The 26836-nt window shown below is 60.8% G+C and carries 23 protein-coding genes; 10 read left to right on the top strand and 13 right to left on the bottom strand.

What is annotated here, in order from left to right; all coding sequences use genetic code 11:
• Positions 1 to 14: 14 nt before the first annotated feature.
• The 3 genes from rssC to M5B44_RS28100 all read right to left on the bottom strand — a co-directional run bounded on the left by rssC (position 15) and on the right by M5B44_RS28100 (position 2692).
• Positions 15 to 497: an anti-sigma factor antagonist RssC gene (gene rssC, locus M5B44_RS28110; RefSeq protein WP_042560140.1), complete on the bottom strand. Its 483-nt coding sequence runs from the start codon at positions 495 to 497 to the stop codon at positions 15 to 17.
• The gene (gene rssB, locus M5B44_RS28105; protein WP_085713163.1) at positions 497 to 1678 is read right to left on the bottom strand and encodes a two-component system response regulator RssB; all 1182 of its coding nucleotides are present in this window, start codon (positions 1676 to 1678) and stop codon (positions 497 to 499) included. Before rssB ends, rssC begins: the two co-directional genes overlap by 1 nt.
• 324 nt (positions 1679 to 2002) lie before the next feature.
• Complete coding sequence (locus M5B44_RS28100; protein ID WP_085713162.1) at positions 2003 to 2692, bottom strand: VacJ family lipoprotein; 690 nt, start codon at positions 2690 to 2692, stop codon at positions 2003 to 2005.
• A gap of 186 nt (positions 2693 to 2878) precedes the next feature.
• Between M5B44_RS28100 and M5B44_RS28095 the strand changes: the two genes are divergently transcribed.
• Together M5B44_RS28095 and M5B44_RS28090 are read left to right on the top strand one after the other, a co-directional pair.
• Entirely contained in the window at positions 2879 to 3499 is a 621-nt protein-coding gene (locus M5B44_RS28095) for an HAD family phosphatase (RefSeq protein ID WP_134827564.1), read from the top strand.
• A gap of 108 nt (positions 3500 to 3607) precedes the next feature.
• Entirely contained in the window at positions 3608 to 3871 is a 264-nt protein-coding gene (locus tag M5B44_RS28090; RefSeq protein WP_085713160.1) for a DUF4404 family protein, read from the top strand.
• Positions 3872 to 3934: 63 nt separating this feature from the next.
• Here M5B44_RS28090 and queF read toward each other — a convergent pair whose 3' ends face one another.
• On the bottom strand, positions 3935 to 4765 hold the full coding sequence (queF, locus tag M5B44_RS28085) for an NADPH-dependent 7-cyano-7-deazaguanine reductase QueF (protein ID WP_114884371.1): 831 nt from the start codon (positions 4763 to 4765) through the stop codon (positions 3935 to 3937).
• A 61-nt stretch (positions 4766 to 4826) separates the two neighbouring features.
• Positions 4827 to 5360 (bottom strand): plastocyanin/azurin family copper-binding protein, encoded by a 534-nt coding sequence (locus M5B44_RS28080; protein ID WP_248741251.1) that lies wholly within the window; start codon positions 5358 to 5360, stop codon positions 4827 to 4829.
• A gap of 155 nt (positions 5361 to 5515) precedes the next feature.
• Between M5B44_RS28080 and M5B44_RS28075 the strand changes: the two genes are divergently transcribed.
• Together M5B44_RS28075 and M5B44_RS28070 are read left to right on the top strand one after the other, a co-directional pair.
• The gene (locus M5B44_RS28075; protein WP_192552090.1) at positions 5516 to 6196 is read left to right on the top strand and encodes a heavy metal response regulator transcription factor; all 681 of its coding nucleotides are present in this window, start codon (positions 5516 to 5518) and stop codon (positions 6194 to 6196) included.
• A complete protein-coding gene (locus M5B44_RS28070; protein ID WP_248741250.1) occupies positions 6196 to 7536 on the top strand; it encodes a heavy metal sensor histidine kinase in 1341 nt (446 codons plus the stop codon). Before M5B44_RS28075 ends, M5B44_RS28070 begins: the two co-directional genes overlap by 1 nt.
• 30 nt (positions 7537 to 7566) lie before the next feature.
• Here M5B44_RS28070 and M5B44_RS28065 read toward each other — a convergent pair whose 3' ends face one another.
• From M5B44_RS28065 to M5B44_RS28055, 3 genes are all read right to left on the bottom strand, one after another.
• On the bottom strand, positions 7567 to 8811 hold the full coding sequence (locus M5B44_RS28065) for a lipoprotein-releasing ABC transporter permease subunit (RefSeq protein ID WP_085713155.1): 1245 nt from the start codon (positions 8809 to 8811) through the stop codon (positions 7567 to 7569).
• 63 nt (positions 8812 to 8874) lie between these two features.
• Positions 8875 to 9558, bottom strand: coding sequence for a lipoprotein-releasing ABC transporter ATP-binding protein LolD (gene lolD, locus M5B44_RS28060; RefSeq protein ID WP_248741249.1), 684 nt, complete (start codon positions 9556 to 9558; stop codon positions 8875 to 8877).
• A 7-nt stretch (positions 9559 to 9565) separates the two neighbouring features.
• Complete coding sequence (locus M5B44_RS28055; RefSeq protein WP_085733492.1) at positions 9566 to 10816, bottom strand: lipoprotein-releasing ABC transporter permease subunit; 1251 nt, start codon at positions 10814 to 10816, stop codon at positions 9566 to 9568.
• A 94-nt stretch (positions 10817 to 10910) separates the two neighbouring features.
• Here M5B44_RS28055 and M5B44_RS28050 point away from each other — a divergent pair, with 94 nt between their 5' ends.
• Positions 10911 to 11492: a PilZ domain-containing protein gene (locus M5B44_RS28050; protein WP_085713152.1), complete on the top strand. Its 582-nt coding sequence runs from the start codon at positions 10911 to 10913 to the stop codon at positions 11490 to 11492.
• A 13-nt stretch (positions 11493 to 11505) separates the two neighbouring features.
• Positions 11506 to 12228 carry a glycerophosphodiester phosphodiesterase gene (locus M5B44_RS28045; RefSeq protein WP_248741248.1) on the top strand — a complete coding sequence of 241 codons (723 nt, stop codon included), beginning with the start codon at positions 11506 to 11508 and terminating at the stop codon, positions 12226 to 12228.
• A 42-nt stretch (positions 12229 to 12270) separates the two neighbouring features.
• Here the strand turns inward: M5B44_RS28045 and sthA are convergent, their stop codons facing one another.
• Entirely contained in the window at positions 12271 to 13665 is a 1395-nt protein-coding gene (gene sthA, locus M5B44_RS28040) for a Si-specific NAD(P)(+) transhydrogenase (RefSeq protein WP_085713150.1), read from the bottom strand.
• Between the two features lie 201 nt (positions 13666 to 13866).
• The gene (locus M5B44_RS28035; protein ID WP_248741247.1) at positions 13867 to 14913 is read right to left on the bottom strand and encodes an FAD:protein FMN transferase; all 1047 of its coding nucleotides are present in this window, start codon (positions 14911 to 14913) and stop codon (positions 13867 to 13869) included.
• Positions 14914 to 14988: 75 nt separating this feature from the next.
• Here M5B44_RS28035 and M5B44_RS28030 point away from each other — a divergent pair, with 75 nt between their 5' ends.
• Positions 14989 to 16281 (top strand): MFS transporter, encoded by a 1293-nt coding sequence (locus M5B44_RS28030; RefSeq protein ID WP_085713148.1) that lies wholly within the window; start codon positions 14989 to 14991, stop codon positions 16279 to 16281.
• Between the two features lie 64 nt (positions 16282 to 16345).
• Here M5B44_RS28030 and M5B44_RS28025 read toward each other — a convergent pair whose 3' ends face one another.
• The gene (locus tag M5B44_RS28025; RefSeq protein WP_085713147.1) at positions 16346 to 17809 is read right to left on the bottom strand and encodes a glyceraldehyde-3-phosphate dehydrogenase; all 1464 of its coding nucleotides are present in this window, start codon (positions 17807 to 17809) and stop codon (positions 16346 to 16348) included.
• 354 nt (positions 17810 to 18163) lie between these two features.
• On the opposite strand from M5B44_RS28025, the gene mfd reads away from it, so the two are divergent.
• The 3 genes from mfd to M5B44_RS28010 are packed head-to-tail and all read left to right on the top strand — an operon-like array spanning position 18164 to position 24892.
• Complete coding sequence (gene mfd / locus M5B44_RS28020; protein WP_085713146.1) at positions 18164 to 21613, top strand: transcription-repair coupling factor; 3450 nt, start codon at positions 18164 to 18166, stop codon at positions 21611 to 21613.
• Between the two features lie 10 nt (positions 21614 to 21623).
• Positions 21624 to 22190 (top strand): CsiV family protein, encoded by a 567-nt coding sequence (locus tag M5B44_RS28015; protein ID WP_085713145.1) that lies wholly within the window; start codon positions 21624 to 21626, stop codon positions 22188 to 22190.
• An 11-nt stretch (positions 22191 to 22201) separates the two neighbouring features.
• Positions 22202 to 24892, top strand: a complete 2691-nt coding sequence (locus M5B44_RS28010) for a DEAD/DEAH box helicase (RefSeq protein ID WP_248741246.1) — start codon at positions 22202 to 22204, stop codon at positions 24890 to 24892.
• A gap of 43 nt (positions 24893 to 24935) precedes the next feature.
• On the opposite strand, the gene M5B44_RS28005 is transcribed toward M5B44_RS28010, so the two are convergent.
• Both M5B44_RS28005 and nagZ read right to left on the bottom strand, forming a co-directional pair.
• Complete coding sequence (locus M5B44_RS28005) at positions 24936 to 25673, bottom strand: S-methyl-5'-thioinosine phosphorylase (RefSeq protein WP_248741245.1); 738 nt, start codon at positions 25671 to 25673, stop codon at positions 24936 to 24938.
• Between the two features lie 12 nt (positions 25674 to 25685).
• A complete protein-coding gene (nagZ, locus tag M5B44_RS28000; RefSeq protein ID WP_248741244.1) occupies positions 25686 to 26696 on the bottom strand; it encodes a beta-N-acetylhexosaminidase in 1011 nt (336 codons plus the stop codon).
• Positions 26697 to 26836 lie beyond the last annotated feature (140 nt).

Here is a 26836-nt window from a genome sequence, read left to right as displayed (position 1 = left end):
TGATGGCTGGGGAATCAATGCCTTTCGAGGGCATTCACCAGATCATGGAAGGCTTCGCGGTTAGAGTCGTTCAGGCCCATGAGGATCTTGTGCGCTTCCAGCACCTTGATCCGCACGACTTCCTCCGACTGATCCTGATCCGGCAGGTCATCGAGGCATTCCGGGCAAGGCACGGGATGGTTGACGATATTGAACACCTGCTCGAAACCCATCGATTGCAACAGACGGGTGATGTCGTCGTGGGTGGTGACCACGGTCGGCAGCAGGCCGACCTTTTGCCGCGACAGGATCGACAGCTTGGCCAGCAGGCCCAGCGTGGTGCTGTCGATGCTGCGGGTTTCGGTCAGATCGATCACGATCGCGTTGAAATTCAGCGCGGTGAAGATCTTTTCAATAGTCGCATCCAACGCCGAACACAGGGTCAGGCGAACTTCACCGACGAACTTCAGGACGAAGGTGCCATCCTGCTCGGCGAACTGGATTCTACCGGTACTCATTAAAGATTCCTGCTCAACACCAACAAGGCGATATCATCCGGCATCTCCCCTAGCGTGGCCAATCCAAAAACCTGCCGCAGGCCATCCAGGCTGCCGCCCGCCGACTTGACCCGTTGGGGCAAGGCAGCTTCTTTCTCTTTGAGTGTGGGTTCTGGCAAAAGATCCAGAATGCCATCAGACATCAGCGTCAGGCTGAACGTCGGTGGCAGCTCGAGCACGTGGTCTTCATAGGTGGCTTCATTGAAAAGCCCCACCGGCAGACCGCGCCCTTCGAGGTAGCGAACACTGTCAGGCGTGTACAACACAGGCAACGGCAGATGGCCGCCGATGCTATAGGTCAACAAACCGGTCTCCTCGTCGATGACTCCACCGACCATTGTGACGTGTTTACCCAGCTTACAACTGATCAGCCCCCGGTTGATATGACCAAGGACTTCCGAAGGCTTGAATTCCGGCAAGGTGCCGTTGCGCTTGGACTCGAACAACAGGCGCGTGGTCATGAACTTCAGCAGCACCGTGACGAACGCCGAAGAGGCGCCATGGCCCGACACGTCCGCCAGATAGAACGCGACCCGACGCTCGTCCACCCGGAAATAGTCGACAAAATCACCCGACAGGTACAACGACGGGATGATCTGGTGGGCGAACTTGAACGCGTCGATGGTCCAGGGACTTTCCGGCAGCATGTTCATCTGCACCTGGCGACCGGCGTTCTGGTCTTCCTGGAGCAGGTTCAGGCTGGCTTCGAGCTCACGGTTGGCCTTTTCCAGCTTCTCGCGGTAGCGCTGGTTTTCCAGCAGCAGACGCGCACGATCCAGGGCCCGGCGCACGGAGTGCTCGAGCACGGCCAGATCTTCGAGAGGCTTGATCAGGTAATCCGCCGCGCCCAGGCGCAGAGCCTCGACCGCGTCGTTCATCACGCCGGCACCGGAAACCACGATCACAGGCGTCTGTGGTGACCGCTCGGTGACCTGACGAATGAGTTCGAGACCGCCCATCTGCGGCATGCGCAGATCGCAGATGACCAAGTCGGGCTTGTCTTGCTCGAATACCTGGAGACCCTGCTGGCCGTTACTGGCCTGCAAGACGCTGAAACCACTGTCTTCCAAATAGGCCGCGAGGCTCGCGCGCACTACTTCGTCATCATCGATTATCAGCAGCGTGGCACTGGTTTTTGGCATGTGGGCAAACGGCGCCAGAATTAGGTTGGCGTAGCAGGCGGGGCAAAGGCCCGGCGCAGACTACTGGATTCGCTTTCTAGCCTCTCTGCTGCACCGCTTCGGAGCGTTTGCCCCGCACACGGATGCACCAGAGGTGCCCTTCTAAGGCGCAGACGGTACTCCCATCCTTCGAGCGTTTCAAGCATGCGCGGATCGTCGCTTGACGACTTTGTTTGTCAAATCACAGAGAGTTATAAGAACGTTCGAAACCGTAACTCAATGAAAGGACGCGCGGACAAAAAAAGGCGACCTTTCGGTCGCCTTTTCGGGGTTCACAAGTCGAAATCAGAAATCGTCTTCGACGTGACCGTCCTTGACCTTGAACTCGCGGTTCTGCAGGTAGGCATTGCGGATGAAGGTGTACTTGTCGCCGCTGATCAGCTTCTCGCTGGACAGCAGGCTGGCGCGGGTGTCGACGATGTTCAGGCCGTAGATGGTGTTACGCGCCGGGATGTCGTTCATGTAGCGGTACGGTGCGGTGTAGGTATCCACGTACTTGGACGGTGCATCACGCAGAGTGCTCGGGCCGAGCAACGGCAGCATCACGTACGGACCGCTGCTGACGCCCCAGTAGCCGAGGGTCTGGCCGAAGTCTTCGTCGCTGCGCTGCAGGCCCATCTTGGTGCCCACGTCGAAGAAGCCCAGCAGGCCGAAGGTGGTGTTGAAGATCAGACGCGCGGTGTCGACACCGGCAGCCGCAGGCTTGGCCTGCAGGATGTTGTTCGCCAGGTTGGTGATGTCACCGACGTTGCGGAACATGTTGTGGATGCCGTCTTCCAGGAATTGCGGCGTTACATATTCATAGCCCTGCGCCAGAGGTTTCAGCGCGTAGGTGTCGACGAAGTCGTTGAACTGGAAGATCGGACGGTTGACGCTTTCCCAAGGGTCTTCTTCCGTTGCCGCCTGGGCAACGAACGGAACCAGCATCACGCTGGCGCATACACAAAGCTGAGCGAGAGGGTTGCTCCAGCGCATAGAAAAACTCCTTGGATTGTACATACGCGGCATGCGGGCCACGGTCATAAGAGGTGCAGTATAAGACGGAAACAAGGTTTTAGGCATTTCCGGCGTGAACACCTCTGTAGGACGCATCGTCACGCACTTGTCATCCAACTGTCACCGGCCATGCTTAGCCTGACTTCTATTTCAGGGACGTTTTCCATGCCTCAAGCCGAAGCCTTGCCCCTTTCAGCACCCAACCTGACAGCCGTGCTGTTCGGGCTCAGCGGCTGCCTGGTGGACTTCGGCGCCCGCGCCCGTCATCACGCCAGCCCCGGCACGGAGCACGCCGACGCCACACCGGGCGCGCTCGACAGCCTGCACAGCCTGCAGCGCCAACTGATCCCCTGCGCCTGGCTCGATGATTTACCCCCTGCCCTCACCCAGGTGCTTGCATCCGGACTGCCGGGCTGGATCAAACCTTCGCAACATTCGGCAACACACAATCCCTGGCCGGCACCGAATGCCTGCTGGCAAGCCCTGATGACGTTGAATGTCGATCGCCTGGACGGCTGCGTGCTGGTCAGTGGCGAACCGCGCCTGCTGCAATCCGGCCTGAATGCCGGGCTGTGGACGATTGGCCTGGCGTCCTGCGGCTCACTCTGCGGCCTGGCCCCGAGCGAATGGCAAGCCCTCAGCCAGAAAGAACGCGAACAACTGCGCGGCAAGGCCACGGTGCAGCTATTCGGCCTGGGCGTGCACTCGGTGATCGATCATCTGGGCGAACTCGACACCTGCCTGGCCGACATCAGCCTGCGCCGGCTCAAAGGCGAAAAGCCCTGACCGGGATCATGCAGGTAGCAGCAGAGTGGATTAGTCTTAAGGAGAGCCATAGACCTTTGGCGCACGGCTGCGGTCTATGCCAGTGCCTCTCGATAAAAGGAAAACACCATGCCCGCCCGCGAACTGCAAGAACAGCTCAACACCCTGCGCGAGCAACTGGATCAGAATCCGCCGCTGTCGGAAGCCGAGCGCGCAGACCTGCACGCACTGATGCAACAGATCGAACTGGAACTTGAACTGGAAACCAAAACCCAGGATTCCAATCTCGCCGACGGCGTGAACCTGGCCGTCGAACGTTTCGAACTCGAACACCCCACCATCGCCGGCACGTTGCGCAACATCGTGAATTCCCTGGTCAGCATGGGAATCTGAAACCCGCAAATGCAAAAAAGCCCTGCCAGTGATGGCAGGGCTTTTTCATGTCCGCGAGGCGGGTTACTGACGAACCAGACGATGGTTCGGCAACTGCACGCTTTCAGTGCTGCGGTACGGGTTGATGTCCAGCCCGCCGCGGCGCACATAGCGTGCAAACACCGTGAGTTTTTCCGGTTTCAGCAAACGCTGCAGGTCGAGGAAAATCCGCTCCACGCATTGCTCGTGGAAGTCCGAATGCTGGCGGAAACTGACGATGTATTCCAGCAGACTGGCGTGATCCAGCGCCGCGCCACGGTATTCCACCACCACGCTGCCCCAGTCCGGCTGGCTGGTCACCGGGCAGTTGGATTTGAGCAGATGGCTGTGCACGCTCTCCTCCACCACTCGCGAATCATCGCAGCGCAGCAGCTCGGGACGCGGATGTTCGTAGTTGCTGACGCTGATATCCAGATCGTCGATGCACACGCCCGGCAGCGCGACCACGCCTTCGGCTTCAACCTCTTTCAGGCTGCGTACCCGTACGCCCACCGGCTTGCCGGCAGCGGCGGACAGGTCCTTGACCAGGGTCGCTTCCAGGCTCGCTGTATCGGCGAACGGGGTCTGGTTCAACGAGTTCAGGTACAGCTTGAACGACTTGGACTCGATAATGTTCGGCGAGTCCGCCGGAATGCTGAATTCGCCGATCGCCACCACCGGTTTGCCCGACGGCAGCAGCCACGACAGTTCGAAGCAGTTCCAGAAATCCACGCCTTTATACGGCAGGGTTTCGGCGGTCAGGCCCAGCTCGGCCCACTTCGCGGTGCGCGGAATCGGGAACAGCAGGGACGGTGTGTAAGTGGCGATGTATTCGCTGGACTTGCCCAGCGGCGAATGTTCGGCTGCGGGATGCATGGCGGAAACCTGACTGAAGAATCAGCGGATTCTATCAGCCTTTGCTCCCGCCTTTGAGTGCTTACTGACTGACAGTCAGTTTGCCGACCATTCCGGCCTGGTAATGCCCGGGAATGTTGCAGGCGAACTCCAGACTGGTCGCCTTGCTGAAAGTCCAGGTCAACTCGGCGGTCTTGCCGGGCTCGACCAGTACGCTGTTAGGGTCGTCGTGCTTCATGACGTGCCCCATCGACGCATGATCCATACCCGCCATATCGTGAGACATTTCCTTCATGCCGGTCGGCGTCAGCATGCCGCTTTGCTGCATCTGCAACATTTCCTGCTGGTGTTTGGCATGCATCACTGCATCGCCGAGGTTGAATTCGTGCAGCAACTGGCCTTTATTCACCAAAACAAAACGAATGGTCTCACCAGCCTTGATGTCGATGGCCTTCGGATCGAACGACATGTCGCCCATCACCACTTCAATGCTGCGACTGGCCTTGGCGGCCGGGGCCGGCTGGCCGAAGTCGTACGTGTGCGCAGGGTCGGCCCAAACGGATGAGCTCAACGCCAGCAAACAGGCGGCGACGGCCAGAGGGTTGCGCAAAAACATAGTCATACTCCAACAAGAAAAGGTTCAGCCTGTGGGAAACTCTAGCCCGCCCGCGCTGGCAGCTACCTGACAGCCAGATTACAACTTTGTCAGGTTGGCGCTTGTGACAATGTCCCACGGTATAAAGCTTTCGATCCTACAACCCCGAGTTGCCCATGAAACTGCTGATCGTCGAAGACCAACCGAAAACCGGCCACTACCTGCGCCAGGGCCTGACCGAGGCCGGTTTCAACACCGAGCTGGTGGCGGACGGCAACACCGGGCAACAACTGGCGTTGAGCGGTGACTACGCCCTGCTGATCCTCGACGTGATGCTGCCCGGGCGCAATGGCTGGCAGATTCTGCAAGCGGTACGCAGTGCCGGGCTGGAAACGCCGATCCTGTTTCTGACCGCCAAGGACACCGTGGAAGACCGGGTTCATGGCCTCGAGCTGGGAGCCGACGACTATTTGGTCAAACCCTTCGCCTTCTCCGAACTGCTCGCCCGGGTGCGCAGCCTACTAAGACGAGGCAGCACCGCACCGCAGGAAACCTGCCTGCAACTGGCCGATCTGCGCCTGGACCTTATCCGCCGCCGCGTCGAACGCAGCGGCCAGCGCATCGACCTCACGGCAAAGGAGTTTGCCCTGCTGGAAATGCTCCTGCGCCGCCAGGGCGAAGTACTGCCCAAATCCCTGATCGCCTCGCAGGTCTGGGACATGAATTTCGACAGCGACACCAATGTGATCGAAGTGGCGATCCGCCGCCTGCGCCTGAAGATCGACGACGAGTTTCCCGACAAACTGATCCACACCGTGCGTGGCATGGGTTACGTGCTTGAAGAGCGTCCTGCCTGATGCGCCGCCTGTCACTCGGCAGTCGGCTGGCGTTGCTGTTCGCCGCGTGCACCGCGACGGTTTCGCTGGTGGCAGGCGTGGTTTTCAATCGGGCCAGCGAGGCGCACTTCATTGAACTCGATCAGCAATTGCTCGAAAGCAAGCTGATCAATGTGCGTCAGACGTTGCTGAGTGGCAGCGATGCCGCACATATCACCGATGAGTTGAGCCAACAGGGCGATGTCTCGTTACGCATAAGAGGCCCCGAGGGTCAGCGCTGGTTCGGCCGTTCTCTGCCAACGCCGGCGAGCCTGCCACAGCAGCCCGGCCTGGCCACCATCAACGACAACGGCACGGACTATCGACTGCTCAACGCCCCGCTCCAGCCGGAAAAACCTGACTCCGCACAATTGACCCTGCTGCTGGACATCACCCATCACCAGCACTTCCTGCAACGCATGCAGCATCTGATCTGGCTGACCGTCGGTCTTTCGGCGCTGGCCACCGCACTGTTGGGCGCCTGGGCGGCACGCAGCGGTTTGCGTCCGTTGCGCCGTATGAGCGCCGTGGCACGCGGGATTTCCGCCCAATCGCTGAATGCCCGACTCCCGGAAGCGCAGATGCCTGCGGAACTCACGGAACTGGCCCACAGCTTCAACGCCATGCTCGGACGTCTCGATGATTCTTTTCAGCGTCTCTCGGCATTCTCCGCCGACATCGCCCATGAACTGCGCACCCCGCTGTCGAACCTGCTGACCCACACACAAGTCACCCTCACCCGCCCTCGCCCACTCGAAGACTATCGCGAGGCTCTACACAGCAACCTCGAAGAGCTGCAATGGATGGCGCAACTGGTCAACGACATGCTTTATCTGGCCAAGGCTGACCACGGATTGCTGGTGCCCAAGCGCGAACCGCTGGAACTGGCGCAAGAAGCCGATGCGTTGCTGGAGTTTTTCGCACCGCTGGCCGAAGACGCTCAGGTCAGCCTGAGCCGTGACGGTGAGGGCCGGTTTGAAGGTGACCGCGCGATGCTGCGCCGGGCGCTGTCGAATCTGCTGGATAACGCGCTGCGCTTCACGCCGGCAGCGGGCGATGTGCGCGTGCAGATAGCCGAGCAGGCGAAATCCTTGAGAGTGACCGTCGAGAACAGTGGCGAGGGGATTTCTTCGGAGTTGTTGCCGCGTTTGTTCGACCGCTTTTACCGGGCTGATCCGGCACGCCAGGAAGGCAGCAGCGAACATGCAGGTTTGGGGCTGGCGATCACTCAGTCGATCATCAGGGCCCATGGCGGGCAGATTCATTGCGAATCGGCTCAGTGCTGGACGCGGTTTGTGATTGAGTTGCCGCAAAACGATTGAGGCCGGCAATGCCGGCCTCAATGGGTGAACTTACGAGTAACGCAACGCGTGCGCCGGCTCGATCTTCGCCGCCCGCCAGGCCGGGTAAACCGTGGCCAGGAAGCTGAGGATGAAGCCTGCCGAGCAGATCAGCAGCACGTCGCCGCCCTGCAATTCCGAGGGCAGGTTGCTGACGAAGTACACGTCGGAACTGAAGATGTGCTGCCCGGTCACTCGCTCGACCCAGCCCACCATCTCACTGACGTTCAGCGCAGCAATCACGCCCAGCACGCCACCAATGATGGTGCCGACGATGCCGATCACCGTGCCCTGCACCATGAAGATCGCCATGATCTGCCGTGGCGTGGCGCCGATGGTGCGCAGAATCGCAATGTCCGCGCCCTTGTCGTTCACCACCATGATCAAGGTCGCGATGATGTTGAACGCCGCCACCGCGACGATCATCAGCAGCAACAGGCCGATCATGGTCTTTTCCATTTTCATCGCGCTGAACAGGCTGCCCTGGGTGTGGGTCCAGTCGTCAGCCTTGAAATCAGTGCCAAGGCCGGTGGCGATGTCGGACGAAACCTTCGGCGCGGCATACAAGTCCTTCACCGCCAGACGCACGCTCTGCACCTGATTCGGCTCCCAGTGCTGCATGGTCGCGGCGTCGGCCACATGAATCAGGCCCATGGAACCGTCCAGCTCGGCGCCGACCTTGAAGATGCCGACCACATTCAGACGCTGCATACGAGGGGTGATGCCGCCGGGTGCAGTGCTGACTTCCGGCACGATCAGGGTGATCTTGTCGCCGACGTTCAGGCGGAAGCGCCGGGCCGTGATTTCACCCAGCACCACGCCGAACTCGCCCGGCTTCAAGGCATCGAGACGGCCCTGCACGATGTGCTGGGCAACGATCGACACCTTGCCTTCCTGGGCCGGGTCGACACCGCTGATCTGGATCGGCTGCATCATGCCCTTGTAGGACAGCATGCCTTCCATCTCGGTGAACGGCACGGCGGCGGTCACTTCCGGATTCTTCAGCGCGGCGGCGGCCACCGGCTGCCAGTCATCGATCGGCTTGACGCCGACGATGGTCGCGTGAGGCACCATGCCGAGAATGCGCGAACTCATTTCGCGCTGGAAACCGTTCATCACCGACAGCACCACGATCATCGCCAGCACGCCGAGGGCGAGACCGATCATCGAGGTCATCGAAATGAATGAAACAAAGCGATTGCGGCGCTTGGCGCGGGTATAGCGCGTGCCGATAAAGATCGATAACGGTCTGAACATTCGCTGGGGCACCGTATAAAAATAAAAGACCCGACGCCTTTTCAGGCATCGGGTTTCAAGCCGTCAGATGGGGGTCAGGCAACCTTCCTGCAGTTGCAGGACGCGGTCCATCTGGCGAGCCAGGTTCATGTCGTGAGTCACCACCAGGAACGCCGTGCGCATCGAAGTGCTGAGTTCCAGCATCAGGTCCTGGATGCCTTCGGCGGTGTGGGAGTCGAGGTTGCCGGTCGGCTCGTCGAGCATCACCAGGCCCGGGTTGTTCACCAGTGCACGGGCAATGGCCACGCGCTGGCGTTCGCCACCGGACAGCTCGGCCGGTTTGTGTTCCAGGCGATGGCCCAGACCCACTCGTTCCAGCAACGCCGTGGCCCGCTGACGCGCCTCGGGGATTGCGATCTTGCCGATCAGCAGCGGCATGCAGACGTTTTCCAGCGCGGTGAATTCCGGCAGCAGGTGGTGGAACTGGTACACGAAGCCGAGCGCGCGGTTACGCAGCAGGCCGCGCTTCTTCTCGCTCAGCGCCGACAGCTCTTCACCGTCGAGCCAGACACTGCCCTTGGTCGGCGTATCGAGACCGCCCAGCAGGTTGAGCAAGGTACTTTTGCCCGAACCGGATTTGCCGACGATCGCCACGCGTTCGCCCGGGTGCAACTCCAGTTGCAGGTTGGCCAGCACTTCCACCGACTCCGGGCCTTCCTCGTAGGACTTGCCCAGGTTGCGGCAGCTCAGGATTGCTTTTTCACTCATGCCCGACTCACTCATAACGTAGCGCCTCCGCCGGCTGGGTGCGCGCGGCACGCCAGGCTGGATACAGGGTGGCGAGGAAACTCAGGACCAACGCAGCGGCGCAGACCATGATCACATCCTGGCTCTGCACCTGCGATGGCAGGTAATCGATGAAATACACGTCGGCGTTGAGGAACTTGTGCCCGATCAAGCCTTCGAGTGCCGAAATCGCGGCGCTGACATTGAGCGCCGCCAGGATTCCGACCACGGCGCCGATGGCCGTACCGACCACGCCGATCACCGTGCCCTGCACCATGAACGTGCGCATGATCGTGCCCGGCGTGGCGCCCAGCGTGCGCAGGATGGCGATGTCGCCCTTCTTGTCGTTCACCACCATCACCAGCGTGGAAATGATGTTGAACGCTGCAACGGCGACGATCAGCAGCAACAGCAGGCCGATCATGGCTTTTTCCATACGGATCGCCTGATACAGGTTGCCGTGGGTACGAGTCCAGTCGCGGGCGTAGTAATGGTCTTCGCCGAGCCGCTGGGCGATGTTCCACGCTTCACGCGGCGCCTGGAACAGATCGTCGAACTTCAGGCGCAGGCCCTGCACCTGATCAGGCTTCCAGCGGTGCATCTTCGCCAGATCCTGCAGGTTGGTCACGCCCAGGTAACCGTCCAGTTCACCGGCGCCGACATGAAAGATGCCGACCACGGTAAAGCGTTTCATGCGCGGGAACATCCCGGCCGGGGTCACGCTGACCTCCGGCGCGACGAAGGTGATCTTGTCACCGAGGCCCACGCCGAGCTTGGTCGCGGCCTTGTCGCCGATCACGATGCCGAAGCTGCCCGGCGTCAAGTCGTCGAGTTTGCCCTGCTTCATGAAGTTGTCGATGATCGAGACGTTGCGTTCCAGCGCCGGATCGATGGCATTGAGCAAAACCTTGGACACCTGGCCGTTGTTGGTCAGCAGGCCCTGCATCTGGGTGAACGGCGCGACGGCCGCCACCTGCGGGTTCTGCTTGACCTTGGCGGCCAGGCTCGGCCAGTCGCTGATGGCTTCACCGGATTCGATGGTCGCGTGGGGCACCATGCCCAGCACGCGGGTGCGCATCTCATGATCGAAGCCGTTCATCACCGACAACACCACGATCATCACGACCACGCCAAGGGCGAGCCCGATCATCGAAGTCAGGGAAATGAACGACACAAAATGATTGCGACGCTTTGCACGGGTGTAACGCGTGCCGATAAATACGAAGAGAGGTCTGAACATGTCGGGGCTTGTTCGGAGGGAAAAGGAACGTCCTTGTGGCGGGGGTCGATAACCAGCTTTACACTCAGACCACCGCCGCTACCATGGGTTCGCCATGTCGACATTAGATGAAGAAGATCGCCGCGAATACTACCGTATCGAGGATTCGATCGCACTGGAAATTCGGCCCCTGTCCGCTGCCGAAGCCGCAGGCCAGGAAGTGTTGCAGGATGCTTCCCCGTTATTCAACGTGCTCAGTGAACTGCACCTGAGCGAATTCGAATCACAACACCTGTTGCGCCAGATCAATGAGCGCGATCGTGCCATCGCGGCATTCCTGAAATCCCAGAACAAGCGCATCGACCTGCTCAGCCAGGTCATCGCCCTGACCGCACTGGGACAAATCGGCGAGCCGCAACCGGTGATCATTTCCGAGGGCGGTGTCGACTTCCAGAACCCGACACCGATAGCCGCCGGCTCACGCCTGTCGGTAAAAATGGTGCTGATGCCACAGGCCCACGGCCTGCTGCTGCGCGCCCGGGTCACCCATTGCGACCGCAAGGGCGACGGCTACGACATCGGCACCGAGTTCGAACACTTGACCGATGCCCAGCGCCAGTTGCTCGCCCGCTATATCTTGCAAAAGCAGGCCCAGGAACGACGCCTGGCCCGCGAACAGAACGAATCAGGCATTTAATTAAGGAAGAACCGTGACCCTTATCTACGGCCACCGCGGCGCCAAGGGCGAAGCACCGGAAAACACCCTGACCAGTTTTCAGGAATGTCTCAAGCACGGCGTACGCCGCTGCGAACTGGATCTGCACCTGTCCAAGGACGGCGAGCTGATGGTCATCCATGATCCGACCCTCAAGCGCACCACCGAGCGCCGTGGCAAGGTGGTCGAGCACACCGCCGCCGATCTGGTGACCTACGACGCCCGCAAAGGCGGCCCCGGCTGGATCAAGCCGTGCCCGATTCCGACACTGGAAGAACTGTTCGAGAAATGTGATTTCGAGCACTGGCAGCTCGAAGTCAAAAGCGCCTCGCGCACCCGCGCCGCGACCACCGTTCTGGCCATTCGCGAAATGGCGGTCAGGCATGGGCTGCTCGACAAGGTGACGATCACCTCGAGTTCGCGGGAAGTGTTGAAGGCAGCGCTGGATCTGGTGCCGGACGTGTCACGAGGCCTTGTAGCCGAGTATGCCTGGCTCGACCCGCTGAAGGTCGCGGCAAGCTACGGCTGCGAGATTCTGGCCTTGAACTGGACGCTGTGTACGCCGGAACGCCTGCAGAAGGCGCAGCGTCAGGGGCTGCATGTGTCGGTGTGGACCGTCAACGAGCCTGCGCTGATGCGCAGACTCGCCGACTTCGGCGTTGACAGCCTGATTACAGACTTTCCCGGTTTGGCCACTGCCACCCTCGGGAATTGCTGAAATCGGTCTCCCCGGCCGGCTCAGGCCACCGGCCGGAGCCGCTCAAAAAAGCCGGTTGAGGCCGTCGTATGCCGCTACCCGATAGGCTTCGGCCATGGTCGGGTAGTTGAACGTGGTGTTGACGAAGTACTTCAGGGTATTGAGCTCACCCGGCTGGTTCATGATCGCCTGACCGATGTGCACGATCTCCGACGCCTGATAACCGAAGCAGTGAACGCCCAGCACCTGCAGGGTTTCGCGGTGGAACAGGATCTTCAGCATGCCTTGCGGCTCGCCGGCGATCTGCGCCCGCGCCATGCTCTTGAAGAACGCCTTGCCCACTTCGTACGGCACTTTGGCCTGGGTCAGCTCCTGCTCGTTCTTGCCGATCGAGCTGATCTCCGGAATGGTGTAGATGCCGGTCGGCACGTCATTCACGAAACGCCAGCTGCCATTGTCGACGATGCTGCCGGCCGCCGAGCGACCCTGGTCGTGGGCGGCACTGGCCAGGCTTGGCCAGCCGATCACGTCGCCGGCGCCATAGATGTTCTGTACGCAGGTGCGGTAGTTTTCGTCGACTTCGATCTGACCACGACTGTTGACCTTGATCCCGATGTTTTCCAGGCCCAACTGGTCAGTGTTGCCGGTACGGCCGTTACACCAGAGCAAGGCGTCCGCCTTGATCTTCTTGCCGGACTTCAGGTGCAGAATCACGCCGTTGTCCACGCCTTCAACGCGGTCGTAATCTTCGTTGTGGCGCACGGTGATGTTGTTGTTGCTGAAGTGGTAGCTCAACGCCTGGGAGATTTCCGAGTCGAGGAAGCTCAGCAACTGACCGCGGTTGTCCACCAGCTCGACCAGCACACCCAGACCACTGAAGATCGATGCATATTCGCAACCGATCACGCCGGCGCCGTAAACGATCAGTTTGCGCGGGGTGTGGCCGAGACTGAGGATGGTGTCGCTATCGTAGATGCGCGGGTGGTGGAAATCGATGTCCGCCGGGCGATAAGGACGCGAACCGGTGGCGATGATGATGTGCTTGGCCACCAGTTTCTCGACCACGCCATTGGCGCAGACCACTTCGATGGTCTGCTCGTCGGCGAAGCTGCCGGTGCCGAAGAACACGTCGACGCGGTTACGGGCGTAGTAGCCGGTACGCGAAGCGACTTGTTTGGAGATGACTTTCTCGGCGCTCTTCAACACGTCCGGGAAGGAGAACCAACGCGGCTCCCCGATCGCACGGAACATCGGGTTGGTGTTGAACTGCATGATCTGCCGCACCGAGTGACGCAGGGCCTTGGACGGGATGGTGCCCAGGTGGGTGCAGTTACCGCCGACCTGGCGACGGCTGTCGACCATCGCCACCTTGCGCCCTGCTTTGGCGGCGTTCATTGCCGCGCCTTCTCCCGCCGGGCCGGAACCCAGCACCACCACGTCGTAGTTGTAGACAGCCATGCGTACTCCTCAGAACAGGCCGCGGTGCCAGCAGCACCGGCGGCTAAATCACGCCGAACGACGGCGCGAAGGAACAATTGGGGGCCAGTTGAAAACCCGGACACAGTCTATAGAAGCGTCAACGCCGCGCACATTAACCCTTGGTCGCGTCGTAGGCTACTTTTGCCTGCACTACAACGCCAGCTTTCGCATTGTTCCGGATCAATTTTTTGCGCCACTGAGCCGTTCGAACGCCGGACTGGTGCGGGTGACGAAACCTGTATCGGCACGAATCACAAAGAATGCACCAATGTCATGTTTTTCGGCATAGTCCCAGGCCTTTTCCGGGCCGAGAATCAGCAACAGCGTCGATAGTCCATCAGCCATCAAGGCTGAAGGATGAATCACCGTGACTGACGCCAGGTCGTGTACGACGGGCGCTCCGGTACGGGCGTCAAAGGTGTGGGAATAACGCCTTCCGTCCTGCTGAAAATAGTTGCGGTAGTCGCCGGACGTGGAAAGCCCATAACCATCGACATTGACGACGCGCTCAGCTACTTGCTGATCGTCACGCGGCTCCTCCAGGGCTATGCGCCAGGGCGAGCCATCGAGCTTCTTCCCGGACGCCTTGAGCTCGCCCGTGGCCTCGGCGAGGTAATCATGAATGCCCATGGCGTCGAGTCGCGCGGCAATGGTGTCGACCGCGTAACCGGCGGCGATGCTGTTGAAATCGACCTCGACCGCCGCGTCCTTGCACAACTGATCGCCATCGATGCGCAAATGCCGGTAACCCACCCGCTTCTGCACCTCGGCCAGCGCATCGGCGCTCGGCACTTTTTCTTCACGCCCTTGCGGACCGAACCCCCAGAGATTGAGCAGCGGCTCCACGGTCAGGTCGTAGGAACCTTCGCTTTGTTGTGACAGCTGCTCGCCAACCCGCACCAGTTCAAGGATCGGTGCAGGCATGGTCTGACAGCGATCGGCGGGCAATGCGTTGAAACGCGAAATATCGGAGTCGGCGCGATAGATGGACATTTGCTGATCCACGTCGGCGAGGATCTTCTCCACTTCGACACGGACATCCTGGGGCGCAGGCAAATCACCGCGGCGCACGTACTTGATCGAATATGTGCTGCCCATGGTCGGGCCGCCGAAGCTCTCCATGGAGTCGCCATTGCCGCATCCGGACAAAACGCCGAGCAGACCCACGAAAACCACAATCCGTCCAGTTAACAATTCTTCATCTCCGAGCAAAACCACGCCGGCCATTATGGCCACAGAGCCCGCTCGCTCCCAAACGGCTGCACCGCTTTCATACAAAATCAAAAAAGTGAGTACCTGAACATGTCCTCCTCCACGGGCAAAGGCAAAGCGATTTTTCGCGTTGTCAGCGGCAACTTTCTCGAAATGTTCGACTTCATGGTCTACGGCTTCTACGCCACGGCCATCGCCAAGACCTTCTTCCCTACCGATAGTGCTTTCGCCTCCCTGATGCTTTCGCTCGCCACCTTCGGCGCAGGCTTTTTGATGCGTCCTCTGGGGGCGATATTCCTTGGCGCCTACATTGACCGACACGGGCGACGTCAGGGCCTGATCATTACCCTCGCACTGATGGCGGCCGGCACCGTGCTGATTGCCTGCGTTCCGGGCTACGCCACCCTTGGGGTCGCTGCGCCGCTGATCGTGCTGTTCGGCCGGTTGCTGCAAGGCTTCTCGGCCGGTGTGGAACTGGGCGGCGTGTCGGTGTACCTGGCGGAAATCGCCACACCGGGGCGCAAGGGCTTCTTCGTCAGCTGGCAGTCCGCCAGTCAGCAAGCGGCTGTGGTGTTCGCCGGCCTGCTGGGTGTCGGCCTCAACCACTGGCTGAGCCCGGACCAGATGGGAGACTGGGGCTGGCGCGTGCCGTTCCTGATCGGTTGCATGATCGTTCCGGTGATCTTCGTCATTCGTCGCTCGCTGGAGGAAACCCCGGAATTCCAGGCGCGCAAACATCGCCCTACCCTGCAGGAAATCGTTCGCTCGATCGGTCAGAACTTCGGCATCGTCCTCGCCGGCATGGCACTGGTGGTGATGACCACCGTGTCGTTCTACCTGATCACCGCCTACACCCCGACCTTCGGCAAGGCGGAACTGCACCTGTCGGACTTCGATGCATTGCTGGTCACCGTGTGCATCGGCCTGTCGAACTTCTTCTGGCTGCCGGTGATGGGTGCACTTTCCGACAAGATCGGCCGCAAACCGCTGCTGCTGGGGGCGACGATTCTGGCAATCCTGACCGCCTACCCTGCGCTGTCGTGGCTGGTGGCGAACCCGAGCTTCAGCCATCTGCTGATCGTCGAGTTGTGGCTGTCGTTCCTGTACGGCTCGTACAACGGCGCGATGGTGGTGGCGTTGACCGAAATCATGCCGGTGGAAGTGCGTACGACCGGTTTCTCGCTGGCCTACAGCCTGGCCACAGCGACTTTCGGTGGCTTCACGCCAGCCGCCTGCACTTACCTGATCCATGTGCTGGACAACAAGGCCGCGCCGGGGATCTGGCTCAGTGGCGCAGCCGTATTGGGCCTGGTTGCGACCTTGGTGCTGTTCCGTGGCAACAAGCACGAACTGCGCACGGCACAAGCCGCTATCCCTCGCTAACCCAAATCGCGCACAAACAAAAACGCCCCGACAATGTCGGGGCGTTTTCATTTGCAGCTAGGGCTTAGCGCGGGAATGCTGGCGGGTTTACACCGGCCATGTCTTCCATCACGCGAACCACCTGGCAGCTGTAACCGAACTCGTTGTCGTACCAGACGTACAGAACAACGCGGTTGTCCTGAGTGATGGTTGCCTCGGCATCCACGACACCGGCGTGACGCGAGCCCACGAAGTCAGTGGAAACCACTTCCTGCGAGCTGACGTAATCGATCTGCTTGTGCAGATCCGAGTGCATGGCCATCTGGCGCAGGTACTCGTTGATTTCTTCGCGAGTGGTGGCCTTTTCCAGGTTCAGGTTCAAAATGGCCATCGACACGTTCGGCGTAGGTACGCGAATCGCGTTGCCGGTCAGCTTGCCCTTGAGCACTGGCAGCGCCTTGGCAGCGGCAGTGGCGGCACCGGTCTCGGTGATAACCATGTTCAGCGGCGCGGCGCGGCCACGACGGCTGCCCTTGTGGAAGTTGTCGATCAGGTTCTGGTCGTTGGTGAACGAGTGAACGGTTTCGACATGGCCATTGACGATGCCGTACTGGTCGTTGACGGCCTTGAGCACCGGTACGATGGCGTTGGTGGTGCAGGACGCCGCCGAGATGATCTTGTCGTCAGCAGTGATGTCGCCGTGGTTGATGCCGTGAACGATGTTCTTCAGCGCGCCCTTACCCGGGGCGGTGAGAATCACGCGAGCAGCGCCCGGGCAGGCCAGGTGCTGGCCCAGACCGTCGGCATCACGCCATACACCGGTATTGTCTACGATCAGCGCGTTTTCGATGCCGTACTGGGTGTAGTCGACTTCGCTCGGGCTCTTGGCGTAGATCACCTGGATCAGGTTGCCGTTGGCGGTGATGGTGTTGTTTTCTTCGTCGATGGTGATAGTACCATCGAACGGGCCGTGTACCGAGTCACGACGCAGCAGGCTGGCACGCTTGACCAGATCGTTCTCGGCGCCTTTGCGCACGACGATGGCGCGCAGACGCAGACCGTCGCCACCACCGGTTTTTTCGATCAGGATGCGCGCCAGCAGACGGCCGATACGACCGAAGCCGTACAGCACGACATCAGTGCCTTTGCGTGCGGAGGCGTTTTGCTGACCCACAACATCGGCCAACTCTTCGCGAACGAATTGTTCGGCCGTGCGGCCATTGCCTTCAGCGCGGAATTTGAACGCCAACTTGCCCAGATCCACCGAAGCCGCGCCGAGCTTGAGCTCGCTCATGGCCTTCAGCAGAGGGAATGTTTCGTGGACGGAGAGTTCGCTATCGTCGGAAGAACGATGGCGAGCAAAGCGGTGAGCTTTGAGAATCGCGATGACAGACTGGTTGATCAGGCTGCGGCCATAGATCGAGCTCACCACGTTGTTATTGCGGTAGAGCTGACCGATAAGCGGAATCATCGCTTCTGCGAGTGCTTCACGGTCGATCCATTCACCAAGACACTGGTCGGGCTTCTGAGTCACGGGAACCTTCCACATGTAGGGGCAGAAAAAAGGGGCTACATTATGCCGCCGAGAACCACTTGTAGCAATGCGCGCTTGTCGCGCAATCGGTAACAAAATTCGCTCCAAAAAAATAACGCTCTGCGCCAGCCCAGTAAAACCGGGGCTTCCAGCGCAGCCGGTTTTTCGACGACTGTTAGACGATGTCTGTAACCCTCCGTAACACCACCCACTTTCGGCACTACATAATCGTCAAAAAAGTGCTGGTTTTTATGGTTACCACTACATTTCGCCGAAACCGTGCAGATAGACGCAGTCTGCAACTGACAGGCGGCACCGGACGCCGCTACAATTACCGACTTTGTCGCAACGCCTGGAGCTCAACCTTCCGTGCCTGTTCTGCGTCTACCGCTTCTCCCTGCCGCGGCAGGTAAACAGCACTGGGGCAACCTCCCCGGTGCCGCCCTGAGCCTGGCGATTGCCGAGGCTGCCAGCGCTGCCAAGCGCTTCACGTTGCTGCTGACCGCCGACAGCCAGAGTGCCGAACGGCTGGAGCAGGAGCTGAGTTTCTTCGCCCCGGATTTGCCGGTGCTGCATTTCCCGGACTGGGAAACCCTGCCCTACGACCTGTTCTCGCCGCACCAGGACATCATCTCCCAGCGCATCGCCAGCCTTTATAGACTGCCGGAGCTGGAGCATGGCGTGCTGGTGGTGCCGATCACCACGGCCCTGCATCGTCTGGCGCCGACCAAGTTCCTCCTCGGCAGCAGTCTGGTGCTGGATGTCGGGCAGAAACTCGACGTCGAGCAAATGCGCTCGCGGCTTGAAGCCAGTGGCTATCGCTACGTCGATACGGTTTACGAACACGGCGAGTTCACCGTACGCGGCGCACTGATCGACCTGTTCCCGATGGGCAGCAAGCTGCCATATCGCATCGACCTGTTCGACGACGAAATCGAAACCCTGCGCACCTTCGACCCGGAAAACCAGCGCTCCATCGACAAGGTCGATTCGGTCAAGCTGCTGCCGGCCAAGGAATTCCCGCTGCAGAAAGAAGCGGTCACCCGGTTCAAGGCGCGTTTTCGCGAGCGTTTTGATGTCGACTTCCGCCGCTGCCCGATCTTTCAGGATCTGAGCAGCGGTATCACACCGGCCGGCATCGAGTACTACCTGCCGCTGTTCTTCGAAGAAACCTCGACCCTCTTCGATTATCTGCCTCAGGACACTCAGGTGTTCTCGCTGCCGGGTATCGAGCAAGCGGCGGAAAACTTCTGGAACGATGTGCGCAATCGTTATGAAGAACGCCGCGTCGATCCATCGCGTCCTTTATTGCCGCCCGCCGAACTGTTCCTGCCGGTGGAAGACTGCTTCGCCCGCCTGAAGAACTGGCCGCGCGTGGTTGCCAGCCAGCAGGACGTGGAAACCGGCGTCGGCCGTGAGCGCTTCCCGGCGCAGGCATTGCCGAATCTGGCAATCGAAGCCAAGGCCACGCAACCGCTGGCCGCGCTGTCCGCCTTCCTCGACGAATTCCCCGGACGCGTGCTGTTCACCGCCGAATCCGCAGGCCGACGCGAAGTGCTGCTGGAACTGCTGGACCGTCTGAAGCTGCGACCGAAAACCGTCGACAGCTGGCCGGACTTCGTCGCGAGCAAGGATCGCCTGGCGATCACCATTGCCCCGCTCGACGAAGGCCTGATGCTGGATGACCCGGCACTGGCTCTGGTCGCGGAAAGTCCGCTGTTCGGCCAGCGTGTGATGCAGCGTCGCCGTCGCGAGAAACGCGCAGACGCTAACAACGATGCGGTGATCAAGAACCTCACCGAGCTGCGCGAAGGCGCGCCGGTGGTGCACATCGACCACGGTGTCGGCCGCTATCTCGGCCTGACGATTCTGGAAATCGACAATCAGGCCGCCGAGTTCCTGACCCTCGAATACGCCGAGAACGCCAAGCTCTACGTGCCGGTGGCCAACCTGCACCTGATCGCCCGCTACACCGGCAGCGACGACGCACTGGCCCCGCTGCACCGCCTCGGCTCCGAGACCTGGCAGAAAGCCAAGCGCAAGGCTGCCGAACAGGTGCGCGACGTGGCTGCCGAACTGCTCGACATCTATGCCCGCCGCGCCGCCCGCGAAGGCTATGCGTTTGCCGATCCGAAGGCCGATTACGCAACCTTCAGCGCCGGCTTCCCGTTCGAGGAAACCCCGGACCAACAATCCACCATCGAAGCCGTTCGCGAAGACATGCTCGCGCCGAAACCGATGGATCGACTGGTCTGCGGTGACGTGGGTTTCGGCAAGACCGAAGTGGCCATGCGCGCCGCGTTCATCGCGGTGCATGGCGGCAAGCAAGTGGCGATCCTGGTGCCGACCACCCTGCTCGCCCAGCAGCACTACAACAGCTTCCGTGACCGCTTCGCCGACTGGCCGGTGACCGTGGAAGTGATGAGCCGCTTCAAGTCGGCCAAGGAAGTGAACGCGGCAGTGGCCGAACTGGCCGAGGGCAACATCGATATCGTCATCGGCACCCACAAATTGCTACAGGACGACGTCAAGATCAAAAACCTCGGGCTGGTGATCATCGACGAAGAACACCGTTTCGGTGTCCGCCAGAAGGAACAGCTCAAGGCCCTGCGCAGCGAAGTCGACATCCTCACGCTGACCGCCACGCCGATTCCGCGCACGCTGAACATGGCAGTGTCGGGCATGCGCGATCTGTCGATCATCGCCACGCCGCCGGCGCGACGCCTGTCGGTGCGCACCTTCGTCATGGAACAGAACAAGAGCACGGTCAAAGAGGCCTTGCTGCGCGAGCTGCTGCGCGGCGGACAGGTCTACTACCTGCACAACGACGTAAAGACCATCGAGAAATGCGCCGCCGAACTGGCCGAACTGGTGCCGGAAGCGCGAATCGGCATCGGCCACGGGCAGATGCGCGAACGCGAACTCGAACAGGTGATGAGCGACTTCTACCACAAGCGCTTCAACGTGCTGATCGCCTCGACCATCATCGAGACCGGCATCGACGTGCCTAGCGCCAACACCATCATCATCGAGCGCGCCGACAAGTTCGGTCTGGCGCAGTTGCACCAGTTGCGTGGTCGCGTGGGTCGTAGCCACCACCAGGCCTACGCGTACCTGCTGACTCCGCCACGTCAACAGATCACCGGCGATGCGGAAAAACGTCTGGAGGCGATTGCCAATACTCAGGATCTGGGCGCGGGCTTCGTGCTGGCCACCAACGACCTGGAAATCCGTGGCGCCGGCGAATTGCTGGGCGACGGTCAGAGCGGGCAGATCCAGGCGGTCGGCTTCACGCTGTACATGGAAATGCTCGAGCGCGCAGTGAAGTCGATCCGCAAGGGCGAACAGCCGAACCTCGATCAACCGCTCGGCGGTGGCCCGGAAGTCAACCTGCGGGTGCCGGCACTGATTCCCGAAGATTACCTGCCGGACGTCCACGCACGCCTGATCCTGTACAAGCGCATCGCTTCGGCCACCGACGAGGAAGGCCTGAAAGATCTGCAAGTGGAGATGATCGACCGCTTCGGCCTGCTGCCGGAGCCGACCAAGAATCTGGTGCGCATCACGGCGCTGAAATTGCAGGCCGAGCAACTGGGCATCAAGAAAGTCGATGGCGGCCCGCAAGGCGGGCGCATCGAGTTCGCGGCGCAGACGCCGGTCGACCCGATGACTCTGATCAAACTGATCCAGAGTCAGCCGAAACGCTACAAATTCGAAGGCGCCACGATGTTCAAGTTCCAGGTGCCGATGGAGCGCCCGGAAGAGCGCTTTAATACTGTAGAGGCGCTGTTCGAGCGCCTCATCCCGAAAACTGTTTGAAGGACGCCGCATGCGCCTGTTTCGCTCACTGACCTTGTTGTTGACGCTGGTCGCCCCTTCGGCATTTGCCGATGATCTGTATCAGGTCGAAATGATTCTGGTGCGCCAGAACGCCGTGCCGGCCATCGTCAGCCGCGCCGCGCCGGAAGACTGGGCCGCCGGTGCCCAGCGTCTGGGCGATGACAGCAAGCGCACCACAGCGCTGAACGACGTTGCCAACAAACTCACCGCCAGTGGCGAATACAGCGTGCTGATGCACAAGGCCTGGCAGCAGACACTCGGCGAGACGCCGGCGAAGGTCGCGGTCAGCGATGGTCAGGAGCAGTTCGGTCAGTTCCCCGTCGAAGGCACGATTGAAATGAAGCTCGGGCGCTTTACCGACGTGAACGCCGACTTCTGGGTCAACCAGATCGATGCCAACGGCATGGTCACTGCCAGCGAACGCCTGAAACAGGAAAGCCACACCAAGAACGGCCAGCTCAACTACCTGGACAACGGCCACCTCGCCCTGCTGATCAAGATCACTTCACTGACGGCGCCTGCGCCTCGGGAAGCGCCTGAAGTCGTTCCGGACTGATTGAAGTCCTTATGTCCCCGCCTCTGAGTAAACCGCTGGCCTCCTCCTGGGTCAGCCGGTTCAAGGAACAAAGCCTGGAGCGTGGCCGCCGCTACGCCCTGGAAAACCGGGTGCGGATCGTGCAGGTCGGCGATGCGACCATTACCGCCAGTTGCGAAGGCTCTGGCGGCAACATTTATCGTCAGACGATTCATCTGCGCGAGTCAGCCAAAGGCACGCTATTGATGGTCGACGCCACGTGCACCTGCCCGGTCCACAGCAACTGCAAACACTGTGCGGCGGTCTTGCTGCAAGTGCAGGAAACCCTCGAATACCCGGCCGCCGCCAAGGACGCCGAACTGCTGGAAAAACTCCAGGCCGTACTGGAAAACCGCAGCCCGAAAGCGCCGCCGCAAGTGCTGGTGGACAACGTGCAGCCGGTGCCGCGCCTGTGGCTGGCCAGCGTCGAGTTCAGCGCCTTCGAACCGCGCAACGGCAAGATGCAGCGTTACATCCAGCATCGTGCGGCGCTGTCTTTCAGCTACCTCGACGAATACGTCAGCGGCCAGAAAAACAGCGACATTCTGATTCGTCAGGAAGCGCAGACGCTGCGAGTCAAACGCCAGCCGGACGTCGAGCAAAGCTACCGCGAGCAACTGCGGATTCTCGGCTTTCGCATCGCCACCCGGCAAAGCAAGGCCCTGCCGGAAAGCGCCGGCGAACTCTACGAGATGGTCAACGACAGCGCCTGGCTGACGTTCACCCTGAACGATCTGCCGAAGCTGCGCACCCAAGGCTGGGAATTGCTGGTCGACGATGAATTCGGTTTCGACCTCACGGCCGTGGACGACTGGTACGCCACGGTCGAGCAGACGCCAGAGCGGGACTGGTTCGATCTGGAACTGGGCATCATCGTCAATGGCGAACGCCTGAGCCTGCTGCCGATCCTGCTCAATCTGATGCGCTCGCACACGGAAATCCTCAACCCCGAACGCCTCGCCCGGCGACGGGACGATGAGTTGATTCTGGTGAACATTCCGCAACGCAACAGTGAGCACGGGCCGTTGCAAGTCGCCCTGCCCCTTGGCCGGTTGAAACCGGTGCTGGCGACCCTGGGTGAGTTCTATCTGCAAGAGCCGGGCGAAACCACCCTGCGCCTGAGCAAGGCCGACGCCACACGCCTGAATTCGCTGGAAGGCATTCCGCTGCTTTGGGAGGGCGGGGAGCAGATCCGCAGCTTCGCCCAACGCTTGCGCGATATCCGTGACTACAGCGCCGAAGCGCCGCAAGGACTGAACGCGACACTGCGCCCTTATCAGCTCGAAGGCTTGAGCTGGATGCAGTCGTTGCGACAACTTGAGGTGGGCGGGATTCTCGCGGACGACATGGGCCTGGGCAAAACCCTACAGACCCTGGCGCATATTCTCAGCGAGAAAAACGCCGGGCGCCTGGATCGACCCTGCATGGTGGTGATGCCCACCAGCCTGATCCCCAACTGGCTGGACGAAGCGGCGCACTTCACGCCACAGCTCAAAGTGGTGGCCCTGTACGGCGCCAGCCGCAAAAAGCATTTCGAACACCTGGCCGATTACGACCTGATCCTCACGACCTATGCGCTGCTGCCCAAGGATGTCGAGCGTCTGGCGCAGCAACCGCTGCATGTGCTGGTGCTGGATGAGGCGCAATACATCAAGAACCCGAACAGCAAGGCCGCTCAGGCTGCCCGCGAGCTGAACGCCCGCCAGCGCCTGTGCCTGAGCGGTACACCGCTGGAAAACCACCTCGGCGAACTGTGGTCGCTGTTTCACTTCCTGCTGCCCGGCTGGCTCGGCGACGTCAAAAGCTTCAACGCCGATTACCGCGTGCCGATCGAAAAGCGCGCCAGCGAAGTCAGACTTCAACACCTCAACGGTCGGATCAAACCCTTCCTGCTGCGCCGCACCAAGGAACAGGTCGCGACCGAGTTGCCGCCGAAGACCGAGATCATCCACTGGGTCGATCTCAACGAGGCCCAGCGGGACGTTTACGAAACCATGCGCCTGGCCATGGACAAGAAGGTGCGTGACGAGATCACTCGCAAGGGCGTGGCGCGCAGCCAGATCATCATTCTTGAAGCGCTGCTCAAGCTGCGTCAGGTCTGCTGCGATTTGCGCCTGGTCAACGACGCCACCCTGCCCGCTCGCGGCAGCACCTCGGGCAAGCTCGACAGCCTGATGGAAATGCTCGAGGAGTTGTTTGAGGAAGGACGGCGGATTCTGTTGTTCTCGCAGTTCACTTCGATGCTGTCATTGATCGAGGACGAGCTGAAAAAGCGCAATGTCCCCTATGCATTGCTGACCGGGCAAACCCGGGATCGGCGCACACCGGTGAAGGAATTCCAGAGCGGCAAGCGTCAGATCTTTCTCATCAGCCTGAAGGCTGGCGGCGTGGGCCTGAACCTGACGGAAGCGGACACGGTGATTCACTACGATCCGTGGTGGAACCCGGCGACCGAAAACCAGGCGACCGACCGTGCGTATCGCATTGGCCAGGAGAAGCCGGTATTCGTCTACAAGATGATTGCCCGGGGCACGGTCGAGGAGAAGATTCAGCATCTGCAGAAGGAAAAATCCGACCTGGCGGCCGGCGTGCTGGATGGGCGCAAGGCCGGAGACTGGAAGTTGCAGAGTGATGATATCGAGGCGCTGTTTGCGCCGCTGCCGGACAAGCTTGAAAAGCGCTGAGACCCCTCAGCGCTTTTTCATTCAAGGCATTGCGGAGCCAGACTCAGCCCTTGAGCACTTGCGCCAACGTTGACTTCACTTTGCCCATGCCGTCATGCAGTGCCTGCTCGATCTCGGCCATGGTGATCACCGCCGTGGTCTTGCCCGCCGCCGGATTCACCACCAGCGACAGACAGGCGTAATCCAGATCCAGCTCGCGAGCCAGCGCCGCTTCCGGCATGCCGGTCATGCCGACGATGTCGCAACCGTCACGCTCCAGACGCACGATTTCGGCCACGGTTTCCAGTCGCGGGCCCTGGGTGCAGGCGTAAACGCCTTGGTCGCTGTATTCGCAGCCTTCGGCGGCCAGCGCTGCAATCAATTGCTGACGCAGCGGCTCGCTGTAGGGAAAGCTGAAGTCGATGTGTGTGACATGTTCCAGATCATCGGCGAAATAGGTGTGCTCACGCCCGCTGGTGTAGTCCACGATCTGATGCGGTACACAGAAATGTCCGGTGCCCATTGCAGGATGAATCCCGCCCACGGCGTTGACCGCAATGATTGCTTCGGCCCCGGCCTGCTTCAATGCCCACAGGTTGGCGCGGTAGTTGACCTTGTGCGGCGGAAAGCGATGTGGGTGGCCGTGGCGAGCCAGGAACAGCACTTCCTTGCCGGCGTATTCACCGATCTGGACTTCAGCCGATGGCGCACCATAAGGCGTATCCACTGCCAGCGACTGACGAATGCTCAGGCCTTCCAGCTGGGTCAGGCCGGTGCCGCCGATAATTGCGTAAACCGTCATAGCGAAAAATCCTTAATCGATCAGTTGAGCGTCTTTGAGGGCGCCGACAGCGGTCAGCCAGCGCGGATCCTGACGGTATTCGGTACTGGCGAACGCCTGGCCGCGCATCCGCGCAATGCGTGGCGACGGCTTGACCTTCATGCGTTGCGCGGCGCTCAGGGCCAGCTCGGCGGCAGCACGATCGTTGCACACCAGACCCATGTCGCAACCGGCGCTGAGTGCCGCTTCGATACGACTGGCGGCGTCACCGACCACATGGGCACCAGCCATCGACAGATCGTCGCTGAAAATCACACCGTCGAACTGCAACTCACCGCGCAGGATGTCCTGCAACCAGCGCCGGGAGAAACCTGCGGGCTGTGCGTCGACTTGCGGATAAATGACGTGGGCCGGCATGACGGCGGCCAGTTGCTTGCTGAGTCTGGCGAACGGCACCAGGTCGTTGGCGCGGATCTGTTCGAGGCTACGCTCGTCGTTGGGGATTGCGACGTGTGAGTCGGCTTCCGCCCAGCCGTGGCCGGGGAAATGCTTGCCGGTAGCCGCCATGCCGGCACTGTTCATACCTTTGATGAACGCACCGGCGAGCAGTGCTGCACGCTCCGGATCGCCTTCGAATGAACGAGTGCCAACCACGGCGCTGCGCTGGTAATCCAGGTCCAGCACGGGGGCAAAGCTCAGATCGAGGCCGACCGCCAGTACTTCTGTAGCCATGATCCAGCCGCATTGCTCGGCCAGATATTCGGCATTCGGGTTGTCGGCAATCGCCCGCATGGCCGGCAGACGCACGAAGCCCTGACGCAGACGCTGGACGCGACCGCCTTCCTGGTCCACCGCCAGCAGCAGATCCGGGCGAATGGCACGGATCGCCGCGCTCAGCTCGCGCACCTGACGCGGGTGCTCGATATTACGGGCAAAAATGATCAGGCCGCCCACTTCGGGCTGGCGCAACAATTGGCGATCTTCGGCCGTCAGCCAGGTACCGGCGACGTCCACCATCAACGAGCCTTGCAGGCCAGCAGTCATAGAGATTCCTTGAAAACGAAAAACCCGTCGCCCATGAAACCACTACCAGAGGCATTGCCCGGCAGGTTGGTGATTTCAATGAGTAACGGGTTCAAAACGAGAGTCGGCATGGGCGGCTAGCTTAGCGGATGTCCGCTGCC

Origin of the sequence: Pseudomonas sp. MWU12-2029 (assembly GCF_023242425.1) — a bacterium.
Lineage (GTDB): Bacteria > Pseudomonadota > Gammaproteobacteria > Pseudomonadales > Pseudomonadaceae > Aquipseudomonas > Aquipseudomonas kribbensis.
The sequence above is the reverse complement of the archived record's forward strand: the minus strand, read 5'-3'. Positions and strand labels throughout refer to the sequence as shown.